17 protein-coding genes are annotated in these 18,410 nt (G+C 54.3%); 4 read left to right on the top strand and 13 right to left on the bottom strand.

Annotated features, from left to right (window positions below; genetic code table 11):
• Positions 1–7 precede the first annotated feature (7 nt).
• The 6 genes from TH3_RS01095 to TH3_RS01070 form a co-directional block, all read right to left on the bottom strand.
• On the bottom strand, positions 8–703 hold the full coding sequence (locus TH3_RS01095; RefSeq protein ID WP_007089252.1) for a DUF1045 domain-containing protein: 696 nt from the start codon (positions 701–703) through the stop codon (positions 8–10).
• A gap of 22 nt (positions 704–725) precedes the next feature.
• The gene (locus TH3_RS01090; protein ID WP_007089253.1) at positions 726–1,373 is read right to left on the bottom strand and encodes an LbetaH domain-containing protein; all 648 of its coding nucleotides are present in this window, start codon (positions 1,371–1,373) and stop codon (positions 726–728) included.
• A 3-nt stretch (positions 1,374–1,376) separates the two neighbouring features.
• Complete coding sequence (phnE, locus tag TH3_RS01085; protein ID WP_007089254.1) at positions 1,377–2,189, bottom strand: phosphonate ABC transporter, permease protein PhnE; 813 nt, start codon at positions 2,187–2,189, stop codon at positions 1,377–1,379.
• A 66-nt stretch (positions 2,190–2,255) separates the two neighbouring features.
• The gene (gene phnD, locus TH3_RS01080; protein ID WP_007089255.1) at positions 2,256–3,272 is read right to left on the bottom strand and encodes a phosphonate ABC transporter substrate-binding protein; all 1,017 of its coding nucleotides are present in this window, start codon (positions 3,270–3,272) and stop codon (positions 2,256–2,258) included.
• A gap of 74 nt (positions 3,273–3,346) precedes the next feature.
• Positions 3,347–4,186, bottom strand: a complete 840-nt coding sequence (gene phnC, locus TH3_RS01075; protein ID WP_007089256.1) for a phosphonate ABC transporter ATP-binding protein — start codon at positions 4,184–4,186, stop codon at positions 3,347–3,349.
• A 302-nt stretch (positions 4,187–4,488) separates the two neighbouring features.
• On the bottom strand, positions 4,489–5,481 hold the full coding sequence (locus TH3_RS01070) for an Ldh family oxidoreductase (RefSeq protein ID WP_040060362.1): 993 nt from the start codon (positions 5,479–5,481) through the stop codon (positions 4,489–4,491).
• On the opposite strand from TH3_RS01070, the gene TH3_RS23395 reads away from it, so the two are divergent.
• Together TH3_RS23395 and TH3_RS22195 are read left to right on the top strand one after the other, a co-directional pair.
• A complete protein-coding gene (locus TH3_RS23395; protein ID WP_267958669.1) occupies positions 5,480–5,605 on the top strand; it encodes a hypothetical protein in 126 nt (41 codons plus the stop codon). The two genes, TH3_RS01070 and TH3_RS23395, sit on opposite strands and share 2 nt — an antisense overlap.
• 107 nt (positions 5,606–5,712) lie before the next feature.
• Positions 5,713–6,177, top strand: coding sequence for an META domain-containing protein (locus TH3_RS22195; RefSeq protein WP_007089258.1), 465 nt, complete (start codon positions 5,713–5,715; stop codon positions 6,175–6,177).
• 68 nt (positions 6,178–6,245) lie between these two features.
• On the opposite strand, the gene TH3_RS01060 is transcribed toward TH3_RS22195, so the two are convergent.
• From TH3_RS01060 to TH3_RS01045, 4 genes are all read right to left on the bottom strand, one after another.
• Positions 6,246–7,877: a BCCT family transporter gene (locus TH3_RS01060; protein WP_007089259.1), complete on the bottom strand. Its 1,632-nt coding sequence runs from the start codon at positions 7,875–7,877 to the stop codon at positions 6,246–6,248.
• Positions 7,878–7,943: 66 nt separating this feature from the next.
• Positions 7,944–8,357, bottom strand: coding sequence for a universal stress protein (locus TH3_RS01055; RefSeq protein ID WP_007089260.1), 414 nt, complete (start codon positions 8,355–8,357; stop codon positions 7,944–7,946).
• A gap of 165 nt (positions 8,358–8,522) precedes the next feature.
• Positions 8,523–9,464, bottom strand: a complete 942-nt coding sequence (locus tag TH3_RS01050; RefSeq protein ID WP_007089261.1) for an alpha/beta hydrolase — start codon at positions 9,462–9,464, stop codon at positions 8,523–8,525.
• 123 nt (positions 9,465–9,587) lie between these two features.
• Positions 9,588–10,520, bottom strand: a complete 933-nt coding sequence (locus TH3_RS01045) for an L-lactate dehydrogenase (protein ID WP_007089262.1) — start codon at positions 10,518–10,520, stop codon at positions 9,588–9,590.
• 397 nt (positions 10,521–10,917) lie between these two features.
• Between TH3_RS01045 and katG the strand changes: the two genes are divergently transcribed.
• Positions 10,918–13,104 carry a catalase/peroxidase HPI gene (gene katG / locus TH3_RS01040; protein WP_007089263.1) on the top strand — a complete coding sequence of 729 codons (2,187 nt, stop codon included), beginning with the start codon at positions 10,918–10,920 and terminating at the stop codon, positions 13,102–13,104.
• 105 nt (positions 13,105–13,209) lie between these two features.
• Here katG and TH3_RS01035 read toward each other — a convergent pair whose 3' ends face one another.
• The 3 genes from TH3_RS01035 to TH3_RS01025 are packed head-to-tail and all read right to left on the bottom strand — an operon-like array spanning position 13,210 to position 17,176.
• Positions 13,210–15,267 carry an AAA family ATPase gene (locus tag TH3_RS01035; RefSeq protein ID WP_007089264.1) on the bottom strand — a complete coding sequence of 686 codons (2,058 nt, stop codon included), beginning with the start codon at positions 15,265–15,267 and terminating at the stop codon, positions 13,210–13,212.
• A complete protein-coding gene (locus TH3_RS01030; RefSeq protein ID WP_007089265.1) occupies positions 15,264–15,797 on the bottom strand; it encodes a hypothetical protein in 534 nt (177 codons plus the stop codon). The genes TH3_RS01035 and TH3_RS01030 overlap by 4 nt, the downstream gene beginning before the upstream one ends.
• Positions 15,794–17,176 (bottom strand): SIR2 family protein, encoded by a 1,383-nt coding sequence (locus tag TH3_RS01025; RefSeq protein ID WP_007089266.1) that lies wholly within the window; start codon positions 17,174–17,176, stop codon positions 15,794–15,796. Before TH3_RS01025 ends, TH3_RS01030 begins: the two co-directional genes overlap by 4 nt.
• Before the next feature lie 366 nt (positions 17,177–17,542).
• Here TH3_RS01025 and TH3_RS01020 point away from each other — a divergent pair, with 366 nt between their 5' ends.
• Positions 17,543–18,226, top strand: coding sequence for a methyltransferase family protein (locus TH3_RS01020; RefSeq protein ID WP_007089267.1), 684 nt, complete (start codon positions 17,543–17,545; stop codon positions 18,224–18,226).
• Positions 18,227–18,410 lie beyond the last annotated feature (184 nt).

Here is an 18,410-nt window from a genome sequence, read left to right as displayed (position 1 = left end):
TCGCCCATCATCCAAGCGCAAAGCGCCGCAACAAATCAAACGGCTTTCCATCCCCCGGATCACCAAAAAGACAGACATCGCTGATCGTAAATGGTGCATCGCACAACGGTGCAACAATCGGGGCCACCGCATCGCGCACCCGCATCATCCGATCCGGATCAAGCTTGCCGGTCAGGGTCAGGTGAAAACGGAATTCTTCCATCACATAGGGATACCCCCACCGGACCAGATATTCTTCCTGTCGATCATTTAGTCCCGATGCACGGCGTTTGTTCATCGCGGCTTCGTCTTCGGGCTGCCGGAAACCGTCAAGCACCTTCACAAGACCGGATGCCAGATCGCCAAGCCCGCCGACCGGTTCGGTCGGGACAAGTGCGATAAAACTTCCGATGGCTTTCAGGATCAGGGGACCACACGCAACCGGGCTTGCCCCGGCGCAATCGTCGGCAATCGCGCTTTCAAGCTGCGCGCGTGTCTGCCCGTCCTTTAAGGCGAAGGGCGGTTTCAGGGTGCCATGAAACCCGTATCGTGATGGGGAAACGGTGATCGATGCGATCTCGTCCCGATCAAGTCCTGCAACATCCGGGCGCGCGATTTCCCGCCCGGTTGCCGGATCACGCCCCAGCCAGGCATTGCCAAAATCCGCCAGATCACTGTCGGCTTGCGGTGCATAATAAACAGCATAACGCTGATAGTCGGTCATGTGGCCTCGACTGGCTTTCGATTTATCGCAGATCGTATTTCAGACAGAAATCCCGTACCGGCAAACGACGAAAATCGTCAAGCCGGTCTGCCAATGTTGCATGATCCCAGTCCCACCAGCAAATGCGAAGCAGCGCATCGACAATTTCCGCGTCAAATCGCGGGCGCAATGGCGTGGCCGGAATACCGGTCACAATCGTGTAGGGCGGCACATCCTTGGTCACCACCGCACCCGATCCAACCACCGACCCGATCCCGATGGTGACCCCGCCCTGAACAATCGCGCCATGCCCGATCCAGACATCATGATCAAGCTTGACGCGCTTTTCGCGCCGCCAGTCAAAAAATGCCGGATCATCATCGCCAAGCTGATAGGCACTCGACCGGTACTGGAAATGATGCATCGATGCCCGGTCCATCGGATGCTGCCCCGGATTGATCCGTGTATGGGCCGCGATATTTACGAATTTGCCGATGTCGGAATAGATGATCTCGCTGTCATTGACGACATAGGAATAATCACCCATCACGCTTTCGCGGATGCTGGTGCTCGGGCCAATTTCGGTCCAGACACCAAACTCGCAATCAACCACCACCGCACTCGGATCAATCGTCGGGGCCTCCGACAATTGTTTCATTGCCGGTTTGGCCTGCGTAATCTTGAACGTCATGGATCAGGTCACCAGTTTGCGCAGACGCTGCGAAATCACATCAAGCAGACTAACCGATATGATGATGATGATCATGACCGCTGCGGTTTCCGCGTAATAAAATGCGCGGATATATTCCCACAAAACCATGCCAATACCACCCGCACCAACGATGCCAAGAACGGTTGCCGACCGCACATTGCTTTCAAACCGGTACAGCGAATAGGAAATCCAAAGCGGAAGAACCTGCGGGATCACCCCAAAGATGACCTCCTGCAACCCGTTGGCACCCGTGGCCCGGATACCTTCGACCGGTTCAGGATCAATTGCCTCGACGGCTTCTGAAAACAGCTTTGCCAGAACGCCGGTGGTATGGATCCAAAGCGCAAGCACACCGGCAAACGGACCAAGACCAACCGCAACCACAAACAGCATGGCAAAAACCATTTCATTGATCGCGCGGAAGGAATCCATCAGGCGGCGTACCGGCTGGTAAACCCAGAACGGAACGATGTTTTCAGAACACAGAATGCCAAACGGGATCGAACAGACAATCGCAAGCGCCGTACCCCAGATCGCAATCTGGATGGTGATCCACATTTCACTGACATAGGTTTTCCACATCAGAAAATCCGGCGGGAAAAACCCGTCCGCGAAATCGACCATGTTGCCACTGTTTTCAATCAGGGCCATGGGCCGCATGTCGGCCCCCTCCCAGGACAGGGCCAGAATGGCCAGAATGAACGCCCAAAGAAGGAAACTTGCGCCTGAACGTTTCAGATCGCGCGGCGGAAGTTCTGCGGCGGTTACGGCCGATGTCGAAAGGCTGCTGTTCATGTGCTTTTCCCGGGAAATAAAAACAAACGGGGAGCCCTTATGCGGGGCTCCCCGTTCGGATGCCGGTTACTCGTAAGAAACCAGGATATCGAGTTCTGCGAGTTTCTTGTCGATTTCAGAAACGCGTTTTGCTTTCTCGTCGGCGGACAGTTCGGCGGTGTTCTCGATTTTCAGCTTGTTTTTATACAGTTCAAGCTGACGGATCGGGTAAAGCTGCGCATTGCTGCTTTCCATGAATTTGCCCATGCCATCCTGAATGCCGCCAAGAACCTTGTTGGCTTCTTCAACATTGCCCAGACGACCATAACCAAGGAAGAACGCCTTGATTTCGGATTTCAGTTCGCGCGACATATCCTTGCGATAAACCATCGGATCAGACGGGATCAGCGGCGAGGTCCAGATAACCTTGACCTTGTCGGTGATTTCCGGCTTGACCATCTGGGTGCGCGCAAGCTGTTCGGAGTTGTTGGCAGCAACGTCGACCTGATGATTGGCAGTCGCCATCAGGTTGGTTTCATGGTTCGCGTTGCGAACGGTCTTGAAGCAGTTCTTCGGATCAACGCCGTTCTGCGCAAAGACGTAATAGGTCGGAACCAGGAAGCCAGAGGTCGAGTTCGGATCACCGATACCGAAGTTAAGCGTGCCGTCGCATTTCAGCATATCGGCAAGCGTGTTGAGCTTGTCGTTATCGGCCTGGGTGATGATGTGGGAATAATAGCCGTTCGTACCATCGCTTTTGGACGTCTGGACGAAAACTTCGCCGCCCGCACGATCAACGGCTTCCATCGCCGACTTGTTACCAAACCAGCCAACGTGAACCTTGCCAAAACGCATGCCTTCGATGATGCCGGCATAATCCGGGGCAAAGAATGCCTCGACCTTTTTGCCAAGCGCTTCTTCCATATCGTCGATCATCGGCTGCCACTGTGCCTTCAGGTTGGCACTCGACTCAGTCGAAATGAAACCGAACACGATGGTTTCCGGGTCTTTTTCAAGCGGCTTGAATTCGACATCGGCATAGGCCATGCCGGTTACGAGCATGCTGGCAGCAAGGGCTGCGGATGCAATTGTCTTGCGGATCATGGGAAGTCCCCCGTCAGGTTGGTTGGTAGAGGTGAAATAAAAAGAGATGTAAGGCAGAGAGAAATCGTCCTGATCTAGCTTGAAACGAAAGCCAGATCCTTCTCCGCGACCCTGCTCTTGGCCGGAACGTCATCCGGGGCAGGTGCGAAAAGCTCGGAAGAATATTCGCCGTAAAGTTCGCGCAGGAATTCCGGCGTCAGTTCGGTGGATGGACCGTCAAAAACGACTTCGCCATCACGCATCGCAATCGTGCGCGCACAATAATCACGGGCATAATCGACCTGATGCAGCGATACGATCACGGTGACATTGTCTTCGCGGTTCACACGATCAAGCGTATTCATCACCTTGCGTGATGACGCCGGATCAAGGGATGCAATCGGCTCATCGGCCAGAATAAGGCGTGCACCCTGCGTGATCGTGCGCGCAATCGCGGCACGCTGCTGCTGCCCGCCCGAAAGGTTGCGCGCCTTTTTCATCGCATGCCCGTCAATGCCGACCCGCTTTAACGCGGTCATCGCCCGAATGCGCTCAGCCTTGGTAAACAGGCAAAGCGACCCGCGCCATGCCGGCACACGGCCCAGCATCCCGGTCAGAACATTGGTCAGAACCGTCAGGCGGCTGACCAGATTGAATTGCTGAAACACAACGCCGATATCGGCGCGCACCTTGCGCGCACCCCTTGCAATGCGGCCGTTCTGCTGGATGACTTCACCGAATACTTCGATCTTGCCACCATCGCGATCCCCGCGCAGCAAACCGGCAATATGACGGATCAGGGTGGATTTACCCGAACCGGACGCCCCGATCAGCGCGACCATCTCGCCCTCGCGGACCTGTAAACTGACATTGTTCAATGCCCGTTTATCGCGCGAGAAGCTCTTGTTCAGTCCGGAAATATCTACGACCAGCATTAAAGTCCGCCTGCTTGTGTTTCGCTGGTCAAGAAGCTACGCACAAACCGCGACTCTATGGTGACGATGATGTTACAGTTCGATGATTACGACGCCTTCATTTCACCGACAACAATCAAACTTGTCTATACATCAAGATATTATTCAAATAAAAAAATGCTCACCCAAGAAATGGCAGTGTAATAATTCAATTATTACTTGTGACCGCGTTCACAAATAGCGATACAGGCGGGCCAAATCACGAAAAACCCCGACAGAAAGAAACTGCCGGGGTCTCGTATTTCGCATAATCGCGTCTGGATTTACTTGATGGCTTCAATCGCAGCGATGACATCATCTTCGATATCAAGCCCCTGAATTTCCGCATCCCGCCGCGCATTCTGTCCGCGTCGCCCCGGCAACCGCACGGTTTCCTCAAGCGCGATCTCATCTGCGATATAGCGCAAATGATCAAGTATCCCCGCCCCGCCAACCGCAACCGGATCAATCGCAATAACCATCTGGCCAAGTGCGGGCGGCGCACCCTTGTCATCAAACAGCGACGATGACTGATGCCCGAATTGCGCGCCGGTCAACCCGGCGGCCAGCATTTCGACCATCATGGCAAGGGCCGCGCCCTTGACCCCGCCTGCCGGAACCATCGTGCCTTCAAGCGCCTTGACCGCATCGGTGGTCGGATTGCCGTCTGCATCCAATGCCCAGTCATCGGGGATCGGAACCCCTTTCTGCTTGGCCGCCATGATCTTGCCGCGCGCCACCTTGGACAATGCCAGATCAATCACGATCGGATCGCCATCGCCAATCGGGGTGGCAAAGGCAATCGGGTTGGTGCCAAACATCGGACGACGCCCACCCCAGGGCGCCATCGCGGCCGGGGCATTGGCAAACATCATCGCCGCCAGCCCCGCCTCAGTCAGTCTTTCCACGGTAAGCCCCATCACCCCGGCATGGTGGGATTTATGGATTGCCGCCACCGCAATCCCCTGACTACGCGCGATATCGGGCAATCGTTCGATCATCAGGTCAAGTGCCGGATAGGCAAAGCCGAACTGCGCATCAATCCGCAACACGGCGGGAAACGGCTGATCGGCAACCGGTTTGGCAAACCCGTCCACCTTGCCTGCACGGGCCTGCGCGGCATAGGCCGGAACGCGGCGCAAACCGTGCCCGCCTTGGCCTGCGGCCTCGGCCGTGATCAGGGCGGTTGCCACCGATCTGGCATTGTCGGGGTCAACCTTGCAACGCAGCAGGGTATCACACACAAGCGCATGTGCGTCAGACAGGGTAAGCTTCATGATGATGACCTTAAAGATGGTGGCGGGCCCGGATACCATAGCCCCCGACACCGCCAAGCGCAAAGGTCTTGTGTACCGCAACCCTGCCAAACCCTTACGACAGAACGATAAAAATGCGCTGTAACCCTGCTAAAATTTCGCCGCAAAGTCGTATGAGTATCCCGGCATGGTTCATGCTGCCCGAAACACGGCATTCAGACCCGGACAGCCTCCAAACACAGGATATTTCCAATGCGCAAAGCAACCTCTTTAACCTTCGCCGCATTTGGCATCGCCAGCAGCCTGTGGCTTGCCGGTTGTGCAGCCACGACCAAACCGGCCGAGGAAAAATCCCCCGCCGACTGGTCTGCAATTGCCGGTCACAACTGGCAACTGATGCGAATTGAGGCGAAAGACAAAAGCCTGACCCCGATGAGCCCGATCCTTGCCAGCGTCAACTTTACCGATGACGGAAAGATTGCCGGATCGACAGGCTGCAACCGCTATTTCGGCAGCTACACCCGCAAGGATACCGCGCTTGAAGTGTCACCGCTGGGCAGCACCAAAATGATGTGCATGGAAAATGCGATGGAGGTCGAGGATGCCTTTATCGCCGCCATGGCAGATGTCAAAGGCTGGAAATTGCAGGAAGGCGATCTGATGCTGGTCGACGCCAGCAACAAGTCAATCATGACATTCGAGCAGATCAAACCGTAAACCGGCCAACACCTGCACAAAAGGGGCGCAATGTTTTGCGCCCCTTTTTACGTCTATCGGTTTGCCATTCAACGGGGCTCGCTGCGCAATCCCTGAATGATGGAATAGCACGCCAGCAACAGCACGATGGCAAACGGGAACCCGGTCGAAACCGCCATCGCCTGCAGGGAACCAAGCCCCCCGCCAAGCAACAGCGCAATCGCAACCAGCCCCTCGAACGTGCACCAGAATATGCGCTGGGGCACCGGTGCATCGACCTTGCCGCCCGCCGTAATCGTATCAATCACCAAAGACCCGGAATCCGACGAGGTCACAAAGAACACGATCACCAGAACAATCCCGATAAACGACGTGATCGCCTGCAACGGCAATTGTTCAAGCATGGTGAAAAGCTTGATCGGAAGGGCGGCATCGGCAATCGCCTGAACACCTTCATTGACCATATGCACCGCCGTGCCGCCAAATGCGGTCATCCACAAAACACACACCAGCGACGGAATGATCAGAACACAGGTAATGAATTCCCGCACCGTCCGGCCCCGCGATACGCGCGCAATGAACATGCCGACAAACGGTGACCAGGAAATCCACCACGCCCAGTAAAACGACGTCCAGCCCTGGCTGAAATTGGCATCCTCGCGCCCGACCGGGTTCGAAAGCGCCGGCAGATATTCGACATAGGCGACAAGACTTGTGAAAAAGCCCTTGATGATATCCATGGTCGGCCCGACCAGAACCACAAACAGCAAAAGCAGGGCGGCCAGAACCATATTGATTTCCGAAAGCCGCTTGACCCCGGCATCAAGCCCGGCAAGAACCGAAATCAACGCAATCCCGGTAATCCCGATGATCAGGAACACCTTCGATCCGTCGGATTCCGGTAACCCGAACAGGAATTGAAGCCCGGCATTAGCCTGTTCCGCCCCAAAACCAAGCGACGTCGCAAGCCCGAACAGGGTGGCAAATACCGCCATGATATCAATCACATGCCCGGTCCAGCCCCAGACACGCTCGCCAAAGATCGGATAAAACACCGACCGCATGGTCAATGGCAGGCCCTTGTTAAACGAAAACAGCGCAAGTGCGAGCGCAACGGTGGCATAAATCGCCCACGGATGAAGGCCCCAATGGAAAATCGTTGCCGCCATGCCAAGGTCAAAGGCGGCATCCGCATCGCCCATCGCCCCGCCAAGCGGTGCCCAGTCCGTCCGGGCCCCGCCATCACCAACAACCGCACCCCCCATCGAGGTGGTGAAATGCGAAATCGGTTCTGACACGCCATAGAACATAAGGCCGATGCCCATGCCGGCCGCAAACAGCATGGCAAACCAGCCGCTATAGGAATAATCGGGCGTCGCATCCTGCCCGCCAAGCCGCACCTTGCCCAGCGGGGAGACGATCAGAAACAGGCACAACAGAACAAACACATTCGCCGCAGACAGGAAAAACCAGTCAAGCGTCGATGTCAGCCAGCCCCGCATGTCATTGAACATCGGCCCCACACTGTCCTGAAACGCCAGTGTCAGAAACACGAACGCCACAATCGACAAACCCGATATCAGAAAGACGGGATTGTGCACATCAAGCCCGAACGGCCCGATCTGTGTGGTGAAGTTATCCTGCCCGATTTCATAATCGGTCTCGATCGGATTGGCGGCACCATCCGGGCTTTCGATGCCCGTCTCGGCATTCGATCCCATGAAAATCTCCCTTGAAAAGCATATTTGCGGCCACCCCCGGCCGCAATTTTTCCGATTTGCCTGCTATTAACGCACCAGGAACACGGAATGATCCCAATGCGACGCAACATATCCGCCGTGGGATGCAAAAATATGATCGGCAATACCCGGCACATGGGATGCCATGACGATCACATCCGCCCTGGCCTCCGTTGCCGCATCAACAATGATTTCGCTCAGATCAATCGCCGGATCATGTGAAATGCGGGTCATGCCCGAACAGCTGATACCGGTCTTCTTGCCCTGCTCCTCGGCAAAGGCGGCCATCTTGCGATCATATTCTGCCGGATTGTGCGCAATGGGGGATGGGGTATTTGTCCCGACCCCGAAAAAGCAGATTTCCGCACCATAATGCTTTGCCAGATCCGCCGCCGTCGAAAGCGCCTTTTCCAGCCTGTCGATATGCGTCAGATCCACGGGTACCATGATCTTGCGATACATTCCCTGCCTCCGTTCTACGGGTGCCCTAACGGGCAAAACACACCTTCGAAACAGATGAGGCGACCAAGACTATCACCAGAACAGGAAATGATCAAAACCCCCATCGCGCAGGGATTTTACGTCACCGGTGAAGACACGAACAAATTCGCAGCACTATCGGGCACATTATTCCGCGGCCATGCGCTTTATCGCGTCACACAAAAACCGGAACCCGGTCGCCGCCCCGTCGCTCATATACCGCGCACGCAGCCAGCCATGGATCATCTGCGGTTCTTCGCGGTACGTCACGTCAATCCCGGCCCGGGCCAGCCGCGCGGCATATTCCCGCCCGTCATCGCGCAGCGGATCAAAATAGGCCGCGGTGATATAGGTCGGCGGCAACCCGCGCAAATCCTCCGCCGAAAGCGGATAGGCCACCGGATCATCCATCGGTGCCTTCAGGACATCGCGATAATAAATCACATCATCGGTACTTAATCCGGGGGCGGACGCCATCTGCCCATAGGATGGCCAGCCAAGGTCCCCGCCAAGGGCCGGATAAATCAGGACCTGCCCGACAACACCCGCGCCAAGCCCCTCGTCGCGCGCCCGGATCGCAAGGCCACCTGCCAATGTCGCCCCGGCACTATCGCCAATCAGGACGATCTCCGCACCGCGCGACAGCACATCGCGCGCAACCGCAAACGCATCCTGATGCGCCGCTGGCCAAAGATGTTCGGGGGCCAGCCGGTAATCGACCGAAATCATTTCCGCCCCCGCCGCCTCGGCAATCTCGGCACAGATCGCATCATGGCTATCAAGCGATCCGACGATAAACCCGCCGCCATGCAGGTAAAGCAACTTCCGCGTTGTGCGAATCTTCGCCGGGTAATACATCCTGACCGCCACCCCGGCAATATGATCATCACGGCTCAGAAGCCCCGGCGGATGGGGATAGGCAAACGCATCACAAAGCGCGCCATACCATCTGCGTTGCTGCGCAATATCGGCGGCAACCGCATCGGGCGGATAAAGCCGGTCGCATCTGGCGATGAAGTCACGGATGCCTGCTTCGTCGGGCATCGGGCTATAGGCGATATCCGGCACCGCCTGATCGGACCCGTCCATGTCGCACAACTTCCCCAATGATGTTTGATTGATCTATCCGCAAGCCTAACGCGTTCGCCCCTGCCGTGAAAAGCGGGCAATTATGTCTTTTGAAATTCAGCCCCGCACAAGATCAAAGCGGAATCAAAGCGAAACCGCCTCGACCGTTGCTTTCAGCAACGCCGCACTGCGATGAAGGGCCGCCCTTTCTTCGCCATCCAGATCGGGGAAAAGATCGGTCATGATGCCCGTGGCCCCGATGACACGCGGAATCGAAAGCGCGACATCGGCCACCCCTTCGATCTCGCGATTGACCATCGACACCGTCAGGACTTCCTGCTGATCCTGCGCAATCGCCTTGACGATCCGCGCAAGCCCCGCGCCAATCCCGTAATAGGTCGCCCCCTTGCCCTTGATGATCTTATAGGCCGCATTGCGCACCCCATCATCAATCCGGGCCCGCACATCGGCGGTAATCGCCGATCCGACCTGGGCGGCAAACCCGGCCAGTGAAAGCGACCCGGCCCGCGCATTCGACCATGCCAGAACCTCGCTATCGCCATGTTCGCCAAGGACATAGGCATGCACTGATTGCGGCGAAATCCCCAGATGCCGCCCCAGCAAACTCCTGAACCGTGCGGTATCAAGGATCGTGCCCGATCCGATCACCTTGGCGGCCGGAAGCCCCGAGAGCCGCACCGTGATCTGGGTCATGATATCAACCGGGTTCGATGCAATCAGCAAAATCGCATCGGGTGCAACCCGCAACACATTGCCCACCACATCGCGAAACACCGCCGCATTGCGTTCAAGCAACGCCAAACGCGTTTCGCCGGGTTTCTGACTGACCCCGGCGGCAAGGATCACGACCGACGCACCTGAAAGCCGGTCATAATCCCCGGCCTCCACCACGCAGGACGACATGAACGGCACCGCATGGGCAATGTCCTCGGCCTGTGCAATCGCAAGTTCGGCATTATGATCGACCAGAACGACGGAACTGACGATCCCCATCAGGGCAAGCGCATAACCCGCCGAACTGCCAACCATTCCCGCCCCGACAATCCCGACCTTCATCACAAACCCCTGTCAAAACAGCATTATTTCGCGGGCCGATTATCCGGCCCCGCCCCGCCGATTAAAAGCAAAAACCGGAGGCACCCAAAATCAGCCCGCAATACCATCGATAAAATCTATCGAAAATTTCATAAATAACTATTTAACCTATGCACCCAAACCGCGTTAGCCTGCTTGACAGCATCGCCTCACATGACGCCCAATGATTTAACAATCTCGTCTTGTTGCGATCACAAGTTTAGACATTACCTTGAACAGGAAAGCATCACGCCGAAATGTTCACCAGAATGTTCAAAATTTCCTGCGGTCAATATGACCGACTCACGACCCGCCCGGAGAGAGACACCTGATCAGGTCAGGAAAGCAAGAACAGCCAGCCATTACGGGAGAGAGAAAAATGGACGGAAAACACACAGCAGGGAAATGCCCGGTCATGCATGGCGGTATGACCGCACTGGGCACCACGGTTATGGATTGGTGGCCGAACGCGCTTAACTTCGACATCCTGCATCAGCACGACATGAAAACCAATCCGCTGGGCAAGGATTTCAACTACCGCGAGGAGCTTAAAAAGCTCGACGTCGAAGGCCTCAAAAACGACCTTCGCGCGCTGATGAATGAAAGCCAGGAATGGTGGCCCGCCGACTGGGGAAGCTACGTTGGCATGTTCGCCCGTGTCGCATGGCATTCCGCCGGTTCCTACCGTCTGGCCGATGGCCGTGGGGGTGGTGGCACCGGCAACCAGCGTTTCGCCCCGCTCAACTCCTGGCCTGATAACGTCAACACCGACAAGGGCCGCCGTCTGCTCTGGCCGATCAAGCGCAAATATGGCAACAAAATCTCCTGGGCCGATCTGATGATCCTGGCCGGCACGATTGCCTATGAAGTCGCTGGTCTTAAAACCTATGGCTTCGCCTTTGGCCGCGAAGATGTCTGGCACCCGGAAAAGGACACCTATTGGGGTGCGGAAAAGGAATGGCTGGCACCAAGCGACAGCCGTTATGAAGACATCACCCGCCCCGACACCATGCAAAACCCGCTGGCCGCTGTTCAGATGGGCCTGATCTATGTAAACCCCGAAGGCGTGAACGGGCAGCCCGACCCGATGAAAACCGCCGCACAGGTCCGCGAAACCTTCGCCCGCATGGCGATGGATGACGAGGAAACCGCGGCCCTTACCGCCGGCGGTCACACCATCGGCAAATCGCACGGCAATGGCTCGCCCTCGGACCTCAGCCCCGAACCCGAAGCCGCCGACGTCGAATATCAGGGCATCGGCTGGATGAAAACCAATGGCCGTGGCATTGGCCGCGATACCATGGTTTCGGGCATCGAAGGCGCATGGACGTCCAACCCGACCAAATGGGATATGGGCTGGTTCGATATGCTGTTCGGTCACGAGTGGGAGCTGAAAAAAAGCCCGGCTGGCGCATGGCAGTGGGAACCGACCGACATCAAGGAAGAAGACATGCCGGTCGATGTCGAGGATCCCTCGATCCGCTGCAAACCGATCATGACCGATGCCGATATGGCGATGAAGGTCGACCCGACCTATAACGCCATCTGCCAGAAATTCATGAAGGACCCGGAATATTTCTCCGAAACTTTTGCCCGCGCATGGTTCAAACTGACCCATCGCGACATGGGCCCGAAGGTCCGCTATGTCGGCCCGGACGTGCCCAAGGAAGACCTGATCTGGCAGGACCCGATTCCGAGCGTCGATTACACCCTCTCGGATTCCGAAATCGCCGATCTGAAATCCAAACTGCTGTCATCCGGCCTCACCAGTGCAGAACTGATCAACACCGCTTGGGATAGTGCACGCACCTATCGCGGATCGGACATGCGCGGCGGTGCCAATGGCGCCCGCATCCGTCTGGCCCCGCAAAAGGACTGGGCCGGGAACGAGCCCGAACGCCTCGCCAAGGTTCTCAAAACCCTGGAAGGCATTCAGGCCGGCCTTGCCAAGAAAGTAAGCCTTGCCGATCTGATCGTGCTCGGTGGCACCGCGGCGGTTGAAAAGGCCGCGAAGGATGCCGGTGTCAACATCACCGTCCCGTTCGCACCGGGCCGCGGCGATGCGACGGCCGAAATGACCGATGCCGCAAGCTTCGATGCGCTCGAACCGCTGGCCGATGGCTATCGCAACTGGCAAAAAGACGATTATGTGGTCTCGCCCGAAGAAATGATGCTGGACCGCACCCAGCTCATGGGCCTGACCGCACCGGAAATGACCGCACTGGTCGGCGGCATGCGCGTTCTTGGCACCAACCATGGCGGCACCAAACACGGCGTCTTTACCGACCGTGTCGGCAAACTGACGACCGACTTCTTCGTCAATCTGACCGACATGGCCTATAGCTGGAAACCGGCGGGCGACAACCTTTACAACATCGTTGATCGCAAAACCGGCGAAACCAAATGGACCGCCACCCGCGTTGACCTCGTCTTTGGCTCCAACTCAATCCTGCGCGCCTATGCCGAAGTCTACGCCCAGGACGACAACCACGAGAAGTTCGTCAAGGACTTCGTCGCGGCCTGGACCAAAGTGATGAACGCCGACCGGTTTGATCTGGCCGCGTAAAGGCTTAACACCTTTGAAATGATCTGGATTGGAGCTTTTTGGCTCTGAACGAGAAACACCCCCGGTCGTGAGGCTGGGGGTGTTTTTTAGTTCCTACATTTACTTCTATCCGACAACTCTCAGCGCAGTCTTTAGCGTACTACCAGAATGTGGATAAATGTATTCCTTTTTGACAACCTGGCTAACGCCTTCTGGCATTGCCGCTATTTCGTATCGAACACCAACAGAACAAGCATCAGATACCAGCCTGCGGCAAAATAAATCAGCCAAAGCTTTATCTTCTAAAGCGCATACAATTTGATGACCGTCAAACCTAAGCGCAGACAGCACCTCTGCAATCTGTAACGAACGGTAATCATCAATATGCTGGATGGGGTCATCCAGAATTAAGGAATTGAACCTCGCCCATGATCTTGCAACGTAGACCGAGAGCAGAAACGCTATACCGGCTGCACGCCTTTGGCCGCTGCTAAATACAAACTGAGGATTAAGACCTTCTCCAACCTGCAACGACAAGAACCTTCGAACATCGCCTCTAATGCTGTAATCAATATTCTTCCAGTCCACGTGCGGTCTGAGTCTCTGGTAAAACTCATTAAGCAAAGGACTCATCTGAGATAAACGCTCATCAATAATCTCCGCACTGACGCGCCTTATTCCTTTTTCAATTTGCTTCGCGTTTGTAACGGCTCGATCATGTTCTTCCACAGATACACCGGCCTGATTACGCTCGACCATAAGATCAGCTAGTTCAGCCTCCAATTTGGAGATACTGCTTGCTGTTTGCGAGACCTTGATTGCCGCAATTGAACTTTCTAACTTATGTAAACTAATCCGCTCTGCTTCAGTAGCTTCAACAATATCACCTATCTCAACTTCTGAACTTACAGCAAACCCAAGATCAGAAAGCCTATCATCAAGCTCACTTTTTTGTCTTCCGAACTCGCTGAGTTCTGCTTCCAATTCTGACCAAGCGTTTTCAGTTCTATTCACCTGTGCAATAGCCTCCGCCAGCGCACTTTTGGCTTCAATCACCGCAGTCCGGGCAGGCTGAATTCCCTCAGAAAGCTCTGCTATTCTTAGTTTTGCGGCGGCAACCCCTTCTTCAAATTGTGCTTCATTTTGCTTGGCGTCGCAAAGCGGACAACATTCACCGTTTAAACCCAGTCGTTCACCATGCTCAACCAACAGCGCCAGTGAGGCCGCCATTGCATTGGCAGCTTCTTCACGTTTAAGTGCCAGTTGTAGTTGCTCTAAGACTTCAGACTTTTTAACGGTATCGGCTCGAACTTTTGCTAGGTCCTCAGAGACTGCGGCCCTTCTTTTCAAAATCTCTTCAGATTGAAGAACTCTCTCACTCTCAAAAACACTAGATGCATGTTCAATAACATTCTCTAGTGCGAATATTCTCTTTTTGAGTTCCTCAGCTAAACGCTGCCCTAATTGCACCAAAGAGTTTAGATTCAAGGCATCTTCACTCTGGATCTTGTCGGTCAGAAACTCGATAGCTTGAGCTAAATCTCCATTATTACTTAAGGCATTTTTTGCGCTAGCTATTTCTGCAACTTTGCGTGAAACCTTTTCGTGAAGCGCTTCATAAGTCCCTCTAACACGATCTAAAGCTGCAACTGCTTGAGTGATGACAGTTTTCGCGTGCTCGGCCAATCTAACACCATCCGATACTCCTAATGCCGACTTCACTAATGAAAATCGCTCGGTTTCGGAAATATCGATGCTTAATGATGCAATTAGCTCATCGCGAATTAAAGATGTTTTGCATAGCTGCTCTATTGCATTCTTTGGACAAGACGGAGTGCAGAGCATCCTTTCAATCTCTTCAGCCGTATTGCTACAGCCTTGATCTCTGTCCCTAGTTATCGAGACTATCTCTCCGCCATCATCTATTAGCTCCAATTTAACATAGAACTGATCAGGCTCCCCTTTGCCCCGCCACCAAAGGTAGTCTTGGATATTTTCTTTGTTTGCTTGTTCAATTGTATATTTGCTAATGGAACCTGTAAGAACAAATTCCACAGCGTCGCAGATAGTACTTTTACCCGCACCGTTGCGACCATTTATGATCGTGAATCCAGACCCAAATTCTAGCTTAGTTAAATCACGGAACCCGCGAAATCCGCAGAATTCAATTGACGACAGTTTCATTTGTGCCCCCTCAACAGGTCAGCGACTCGTCGGGCATCTGCTCCTCTGAACAATGCATCAACTGCCGTATCTGGAAGATTTCTCAAACGTTCCTTAAGCCGTTGTTCAAAATCCACTAAACCCAACTCTAATGCCGAACTAAGCGGCAGCAGAGGAAGCAAGGCTTGTTTCACGCTCCCACTATCAGTTAAGCCCATTCTTGTAATTTTTCGGGTAAGCTGAAAGTCTTCTTCAATTGCACCGATAGCCCAAGAAGCTGAAGGGTTTGAATCAGCAGTCAGAAATACAGAATATGTATTCCATGCCTTTTCTCCAATCTGCCGAAGAGAGGGAGAAAAACGCCGAATAACTCTCTCCTCACGCTCCTTCCACTCACCAAGCAATTCATCAACAGTATCAAAAAAATAAACAAAACCGCACAGCACAACATTCTCAAAACAAACGATTTTACCCCGATCACTTGTCACTTCCCAAGTATCATACCCTGCATCCTGAAAAGTTCTTGCAACTTCTATTGAAAGGTCTGTCATATCTCCAAAACCTCTCTGGCTCTCTCTACTGTAAACCACTTGCCTGCGGGTTCTTCTGGCCTGATAAAATCCTGTTCCCTCCCCGCACGCACGACATTATTGGGGAGACTTGTTTCCTGAGCACCAACGGCAATTACCATATCCGACGGATTGGCAGCGGGAGGCTCACGATATCTTTTTTTGAGGGTAGCCATCATCATCCCTGAACCATTGACTACGCGGATAGCATTTCCATTGTAGTCATAGCCAAAGGCAGTTTGCTCTGCCCCCGCGGCTCTTAATATAAGATGAAAATAGCCTAATTGTTCACACCGCTCAGGCACGAAGCACTTTGCAGGCCCAGACACACCAACACCTTCTGCATCCCTTCTAAGGTGATAATATTCTTCACTGTTGAGCTCTAGCAGGCTCAAATCGAGTGCCTCATCACCGAATTGATCTACGTACGCCTCCCGCCCAGCATCTAGCACCTGCTGCAAGTAACTTTTAGAATAGGCACGCCGCAACTCATCTAGCGCGTCAGCACCGGACTCTTGAACGTGGCTAAAGCCCACGCCAGGACTTTGCGAGAGCTCCCAAAGTTTGGGGGCCTTTCGTTGCAGCTCCCCTATATCGCTTGGATCTATTACGGTTATCGAGTTTGGCGATACACCTTCAAGCGCATTTTCCAGAATTGTGTTTAGGTAAGCCCAATCCGACCAGAAGCCGACAAACAACAAGTCCTTTTCACGGAGATGCCCATTCATCCAGTTAGTGCTTTTGTTAATTCGTGACTGGATTATGTGATCTCCCAACTGTGACGGAGTCCAAACAGTTGCTGGGCGGTCTCTATATGAGCATCCATGAAATTTCAAAAACGGTGACTGGGTACGGTTGGCAAGATTAGCTTCGTCGCCATCTAGTGCAACTTTGAAATCGTAATGGCAACTCTGCGCATAACGCTCGACCAAGCAGTCGTAATTTGCAGAAATTCCCGATGCCATTGCTTTTGTGATCAAAAAATCTGCGATGGCCGCATGACCCGGATTCCATTGAGTTTCGAACATCGCCCAAGGCACTACCGCCTCGATAAAAACTTTCTCCAACTGCCCTGACTGCTTGAAATGTTCTGCAAGAGCTTCAAGATCAAACTTCAAGTTTTCTGGAATCTCTGAATCAATACTGATCCGAACAGTCTCATAACACGCCTCTGATACGCGATTGGCAGAAGGCAAGCTACTTGGCGGAGCCATTGATAGACCAGCTCCACAGACGACAACCAAGCGCTGAGCACGAATTGATCCCAGTAATTTCGCCTTAACTTCTCGATCCATCTGCCCCCGCAAATATGCCCTTAACGCTTTAATCGCTTTAAGTGTAGCACCTCCTTCGTACTCCATCTAATAGAGTTGTTGAGCTTCAGCTAAAACTCAACTTTCGAAACTGTCGCAACCGCAAAAACGCCTTAGTCCATTTCTCTGCCAAGTCTGCAACCGATAAAGCCCTGACAAACTTCGGGCGTTAGCCAAAGGCCTGAAAGGCCACCACCAGCCGACCAATAATCAGGAATTCTACAGGATGGATTTCCGAATCTCGTCGGCGAGTTCAGTGATCGCCGACGACGCGCCTTCAATCCCGGTAAAGGCATATTTCGGCAGCGATACGTCCGGGAGGGCCACCCGAACGACCGGATATGCAGTATCGGACGCCAGAACCAGCCCCTGACGATATGACTTCTGCGGCTTGATCTTGCAGGAGTAAATTTCATGTCGCGTTCGGCCGAACTCGGTTCCGCCCGTAAAGACCCATCAAACCAGACGCCGGGGGTGCTTCCCGAAGGCACGGCCCTGCGCACCATACAGCGCCGACGAAAACGTATCCTTCGGATTGGCGTTGTCGTGCTTCTGGTTCTTGTGGCCGGAAGTCAGGCGATGGCGGAGCGCCAGAGCGAGCTTCACGACATGATCGAAGCCACCGGGCTGTTTGCGATTGGCCTATGCATCTTCGGGCGTGGCTGGTGCTCCATTTATATCGGCGGGCGCAAGAAAACAGAGCTTGTCACCACCGGGCCTTATTCGAGCTGCCGAAATCCACTTTACGTTTTCAACATGATCGGCGCATTCGGTGTCGGCGCACAGACCGGCAGTATCGTGCTTGGCTGTTTGTTTGCCGGCCTGTGCTGGATGGTGTTTCGCAATGTTGTCGCGCACGAAGAGGCCTTGCTATCGGAACGTTTTGGCAAGGCATTCCGGTACTATCAAAATACCGTCCCGCGCTTTCGCCCGACCTGGTTTCGCTGGCGCGATGAGGAAAACCTGCTGTGCAAACCGGCACTGTTTTTAACCACAACACGCGATGCGATGTGGTTCCTGGCGGCGGGGCCGATATTTGAAGCCATCAAGCTGATGCAGGAAAAGGGATGGCTGACACCGTTGATCCATCTGCCCTAGGTGGGTTTAGCCCGAAGCAACTGGGCGGCTGATAGCCGCGGATAGATGTCCTGTTTATCCCGCCTTGCGGTCTTGCGGCCTGTGCCAATCCCCCGAAGGAGCATTTCTTTTGCCCGTTGATCCGATGTCTGGTGCGCACACGGGCGGCCAGCCCCCCTTCACGCCAACATGATGACGAAAACAG

It is taken from the genome of Thalassospira xiamenensis M-5 = DSM 17429, from assembly GCF_000300235.2.
GTDB lineage: Bacteria > Pseudomonadota > Alphaproteobacteria > Rhodospirillales > Thalassospiraceae > Thalassospira > Thalassospira xiamenensis.
This window is presented reverse-complemented; position numbering and strand designations above follow the sequence as displayed.

Excerpts from the sequence above, each read along its gene's own strand:
- TH3_RS01035 (WP_007089264.1), bottom strand. The coding sequence starts at position 15,267 with ATGAAACTGTCGTCAATTGAATTCTGCGGATTTCGCGGGTTCCGTGAT.
- TH3_RS01025 (WP_007089266.1), bottom strand. The coding sequence starts at position 17,176 with ATGGAGTACGAAGGAGGTGCTACACTTAAAGCGATTAAAGCGTTAAGG.
- TH3_RS01045 (WP_007089262.1), bottom strand. The coding sequence starts at position 10,520 with ATGAAGGTCGGGATTGTCGGGGCGGGAATGGTTGGCAGTTCGGCGGGT.
- katG (WP_007089263.1), top strand. The coding sequence starts at position 10,918 with ATGGACGGAAAACACACAGCAGGGAAATGCCCGGTCATGCATGGCGGT.
- TH3_RS01030 (WP_007089265.1), bottom strand. The coding sequence starts at position 15,797 with ATGACAGACCTTTCAATAGAAGTTGCAAGAACTTTTCAGGATGCAGGG.
- phnD (WP_007089255.1), bottom strand. The coding sequence starts at position 3,272 with ATGATCCGCAAGACAATTGCATCCGCAGCCCTTGCTGCCAGCATGCTC.
- TH3_RS22195 (WP_007089258.1), top strand. The coding sequence starts at position 5,713 with ATGCGCAAAGCAACCTCTTTAACCTTCGCCGCATTTGGCATCGCCAGC.
- TH3_RS23395 (WP_267958669.1), top strand. The coding sequence starts at position 5,480 with ATGATGATGACCTTAAAGATGGTGGCGGGCCCGGATACCATAGCCCCC.
- phnE (WP_007089254.1), bottom strand. The coding sequence starts at position 2,189 with ATGAACAGCAGCCTTTCGACATCGGCCGTAACCGCCGCAGAACTTCCG.
- TH3_RS01095 (WP_007089252.1), bottom strand. The coding sequence starts at position 703 with ATGACCGACTATCAGCGTTATGCTGTTTATTATGCACCGCAAGCCGAC.
- TH3_RS01060 (WP_007089259.1), bottom strand. The coding sequence starts at position 7,877 with ATGGGATCGAATGCCGAGACGGGCATCGAAAGCCCGGATGGTGCCGCC.
- phnC (WP_007089256.1), bottom strand. The coding sequence starts at position 4,186 with ATGCTGGTCGTAGATATTTCCGGACTGAACAAGAGCTTCTCGCGCGAT.
- TH3_RS01090 (WP_007089253.1), bottom strand. The coding sequence starts at position 1,373 with ATGACGTTCAAGATTACGCAGGCCAAACCGGCAATGAAACAATTGTCG.
- TH3_RS01070 (WP_040060362.1), bottom strand. The coding sequence starts at position 5,481 with ATGAAGCTTACCCTGTCTGACGCACATGCGCTTGTGTGTGATACCCTG.
- TH3_RS01050 (WP_007089261.1), bottom strand. The coding sequence starts at position 9,464 with ATGGACGGGTCCGATCAGGCGGTGCCGGATATCGCCTATAGCCCGATG.
- TH3_RS01020 (WP_007089267.1), top strand. The coding sequence starts at position 17,543 with ATGTCGCGTTCGGCCGAACTCGGTTCCGCCCGTAAAGACCCATCAAAC.
- TH3_RS01055 (WP_007089260.1), bottom strand. The coding sequence starts at position 8,357 with ATGTATCGCAAGATCATGGTACCCGTGGATCTGACGCATATCGACAGG.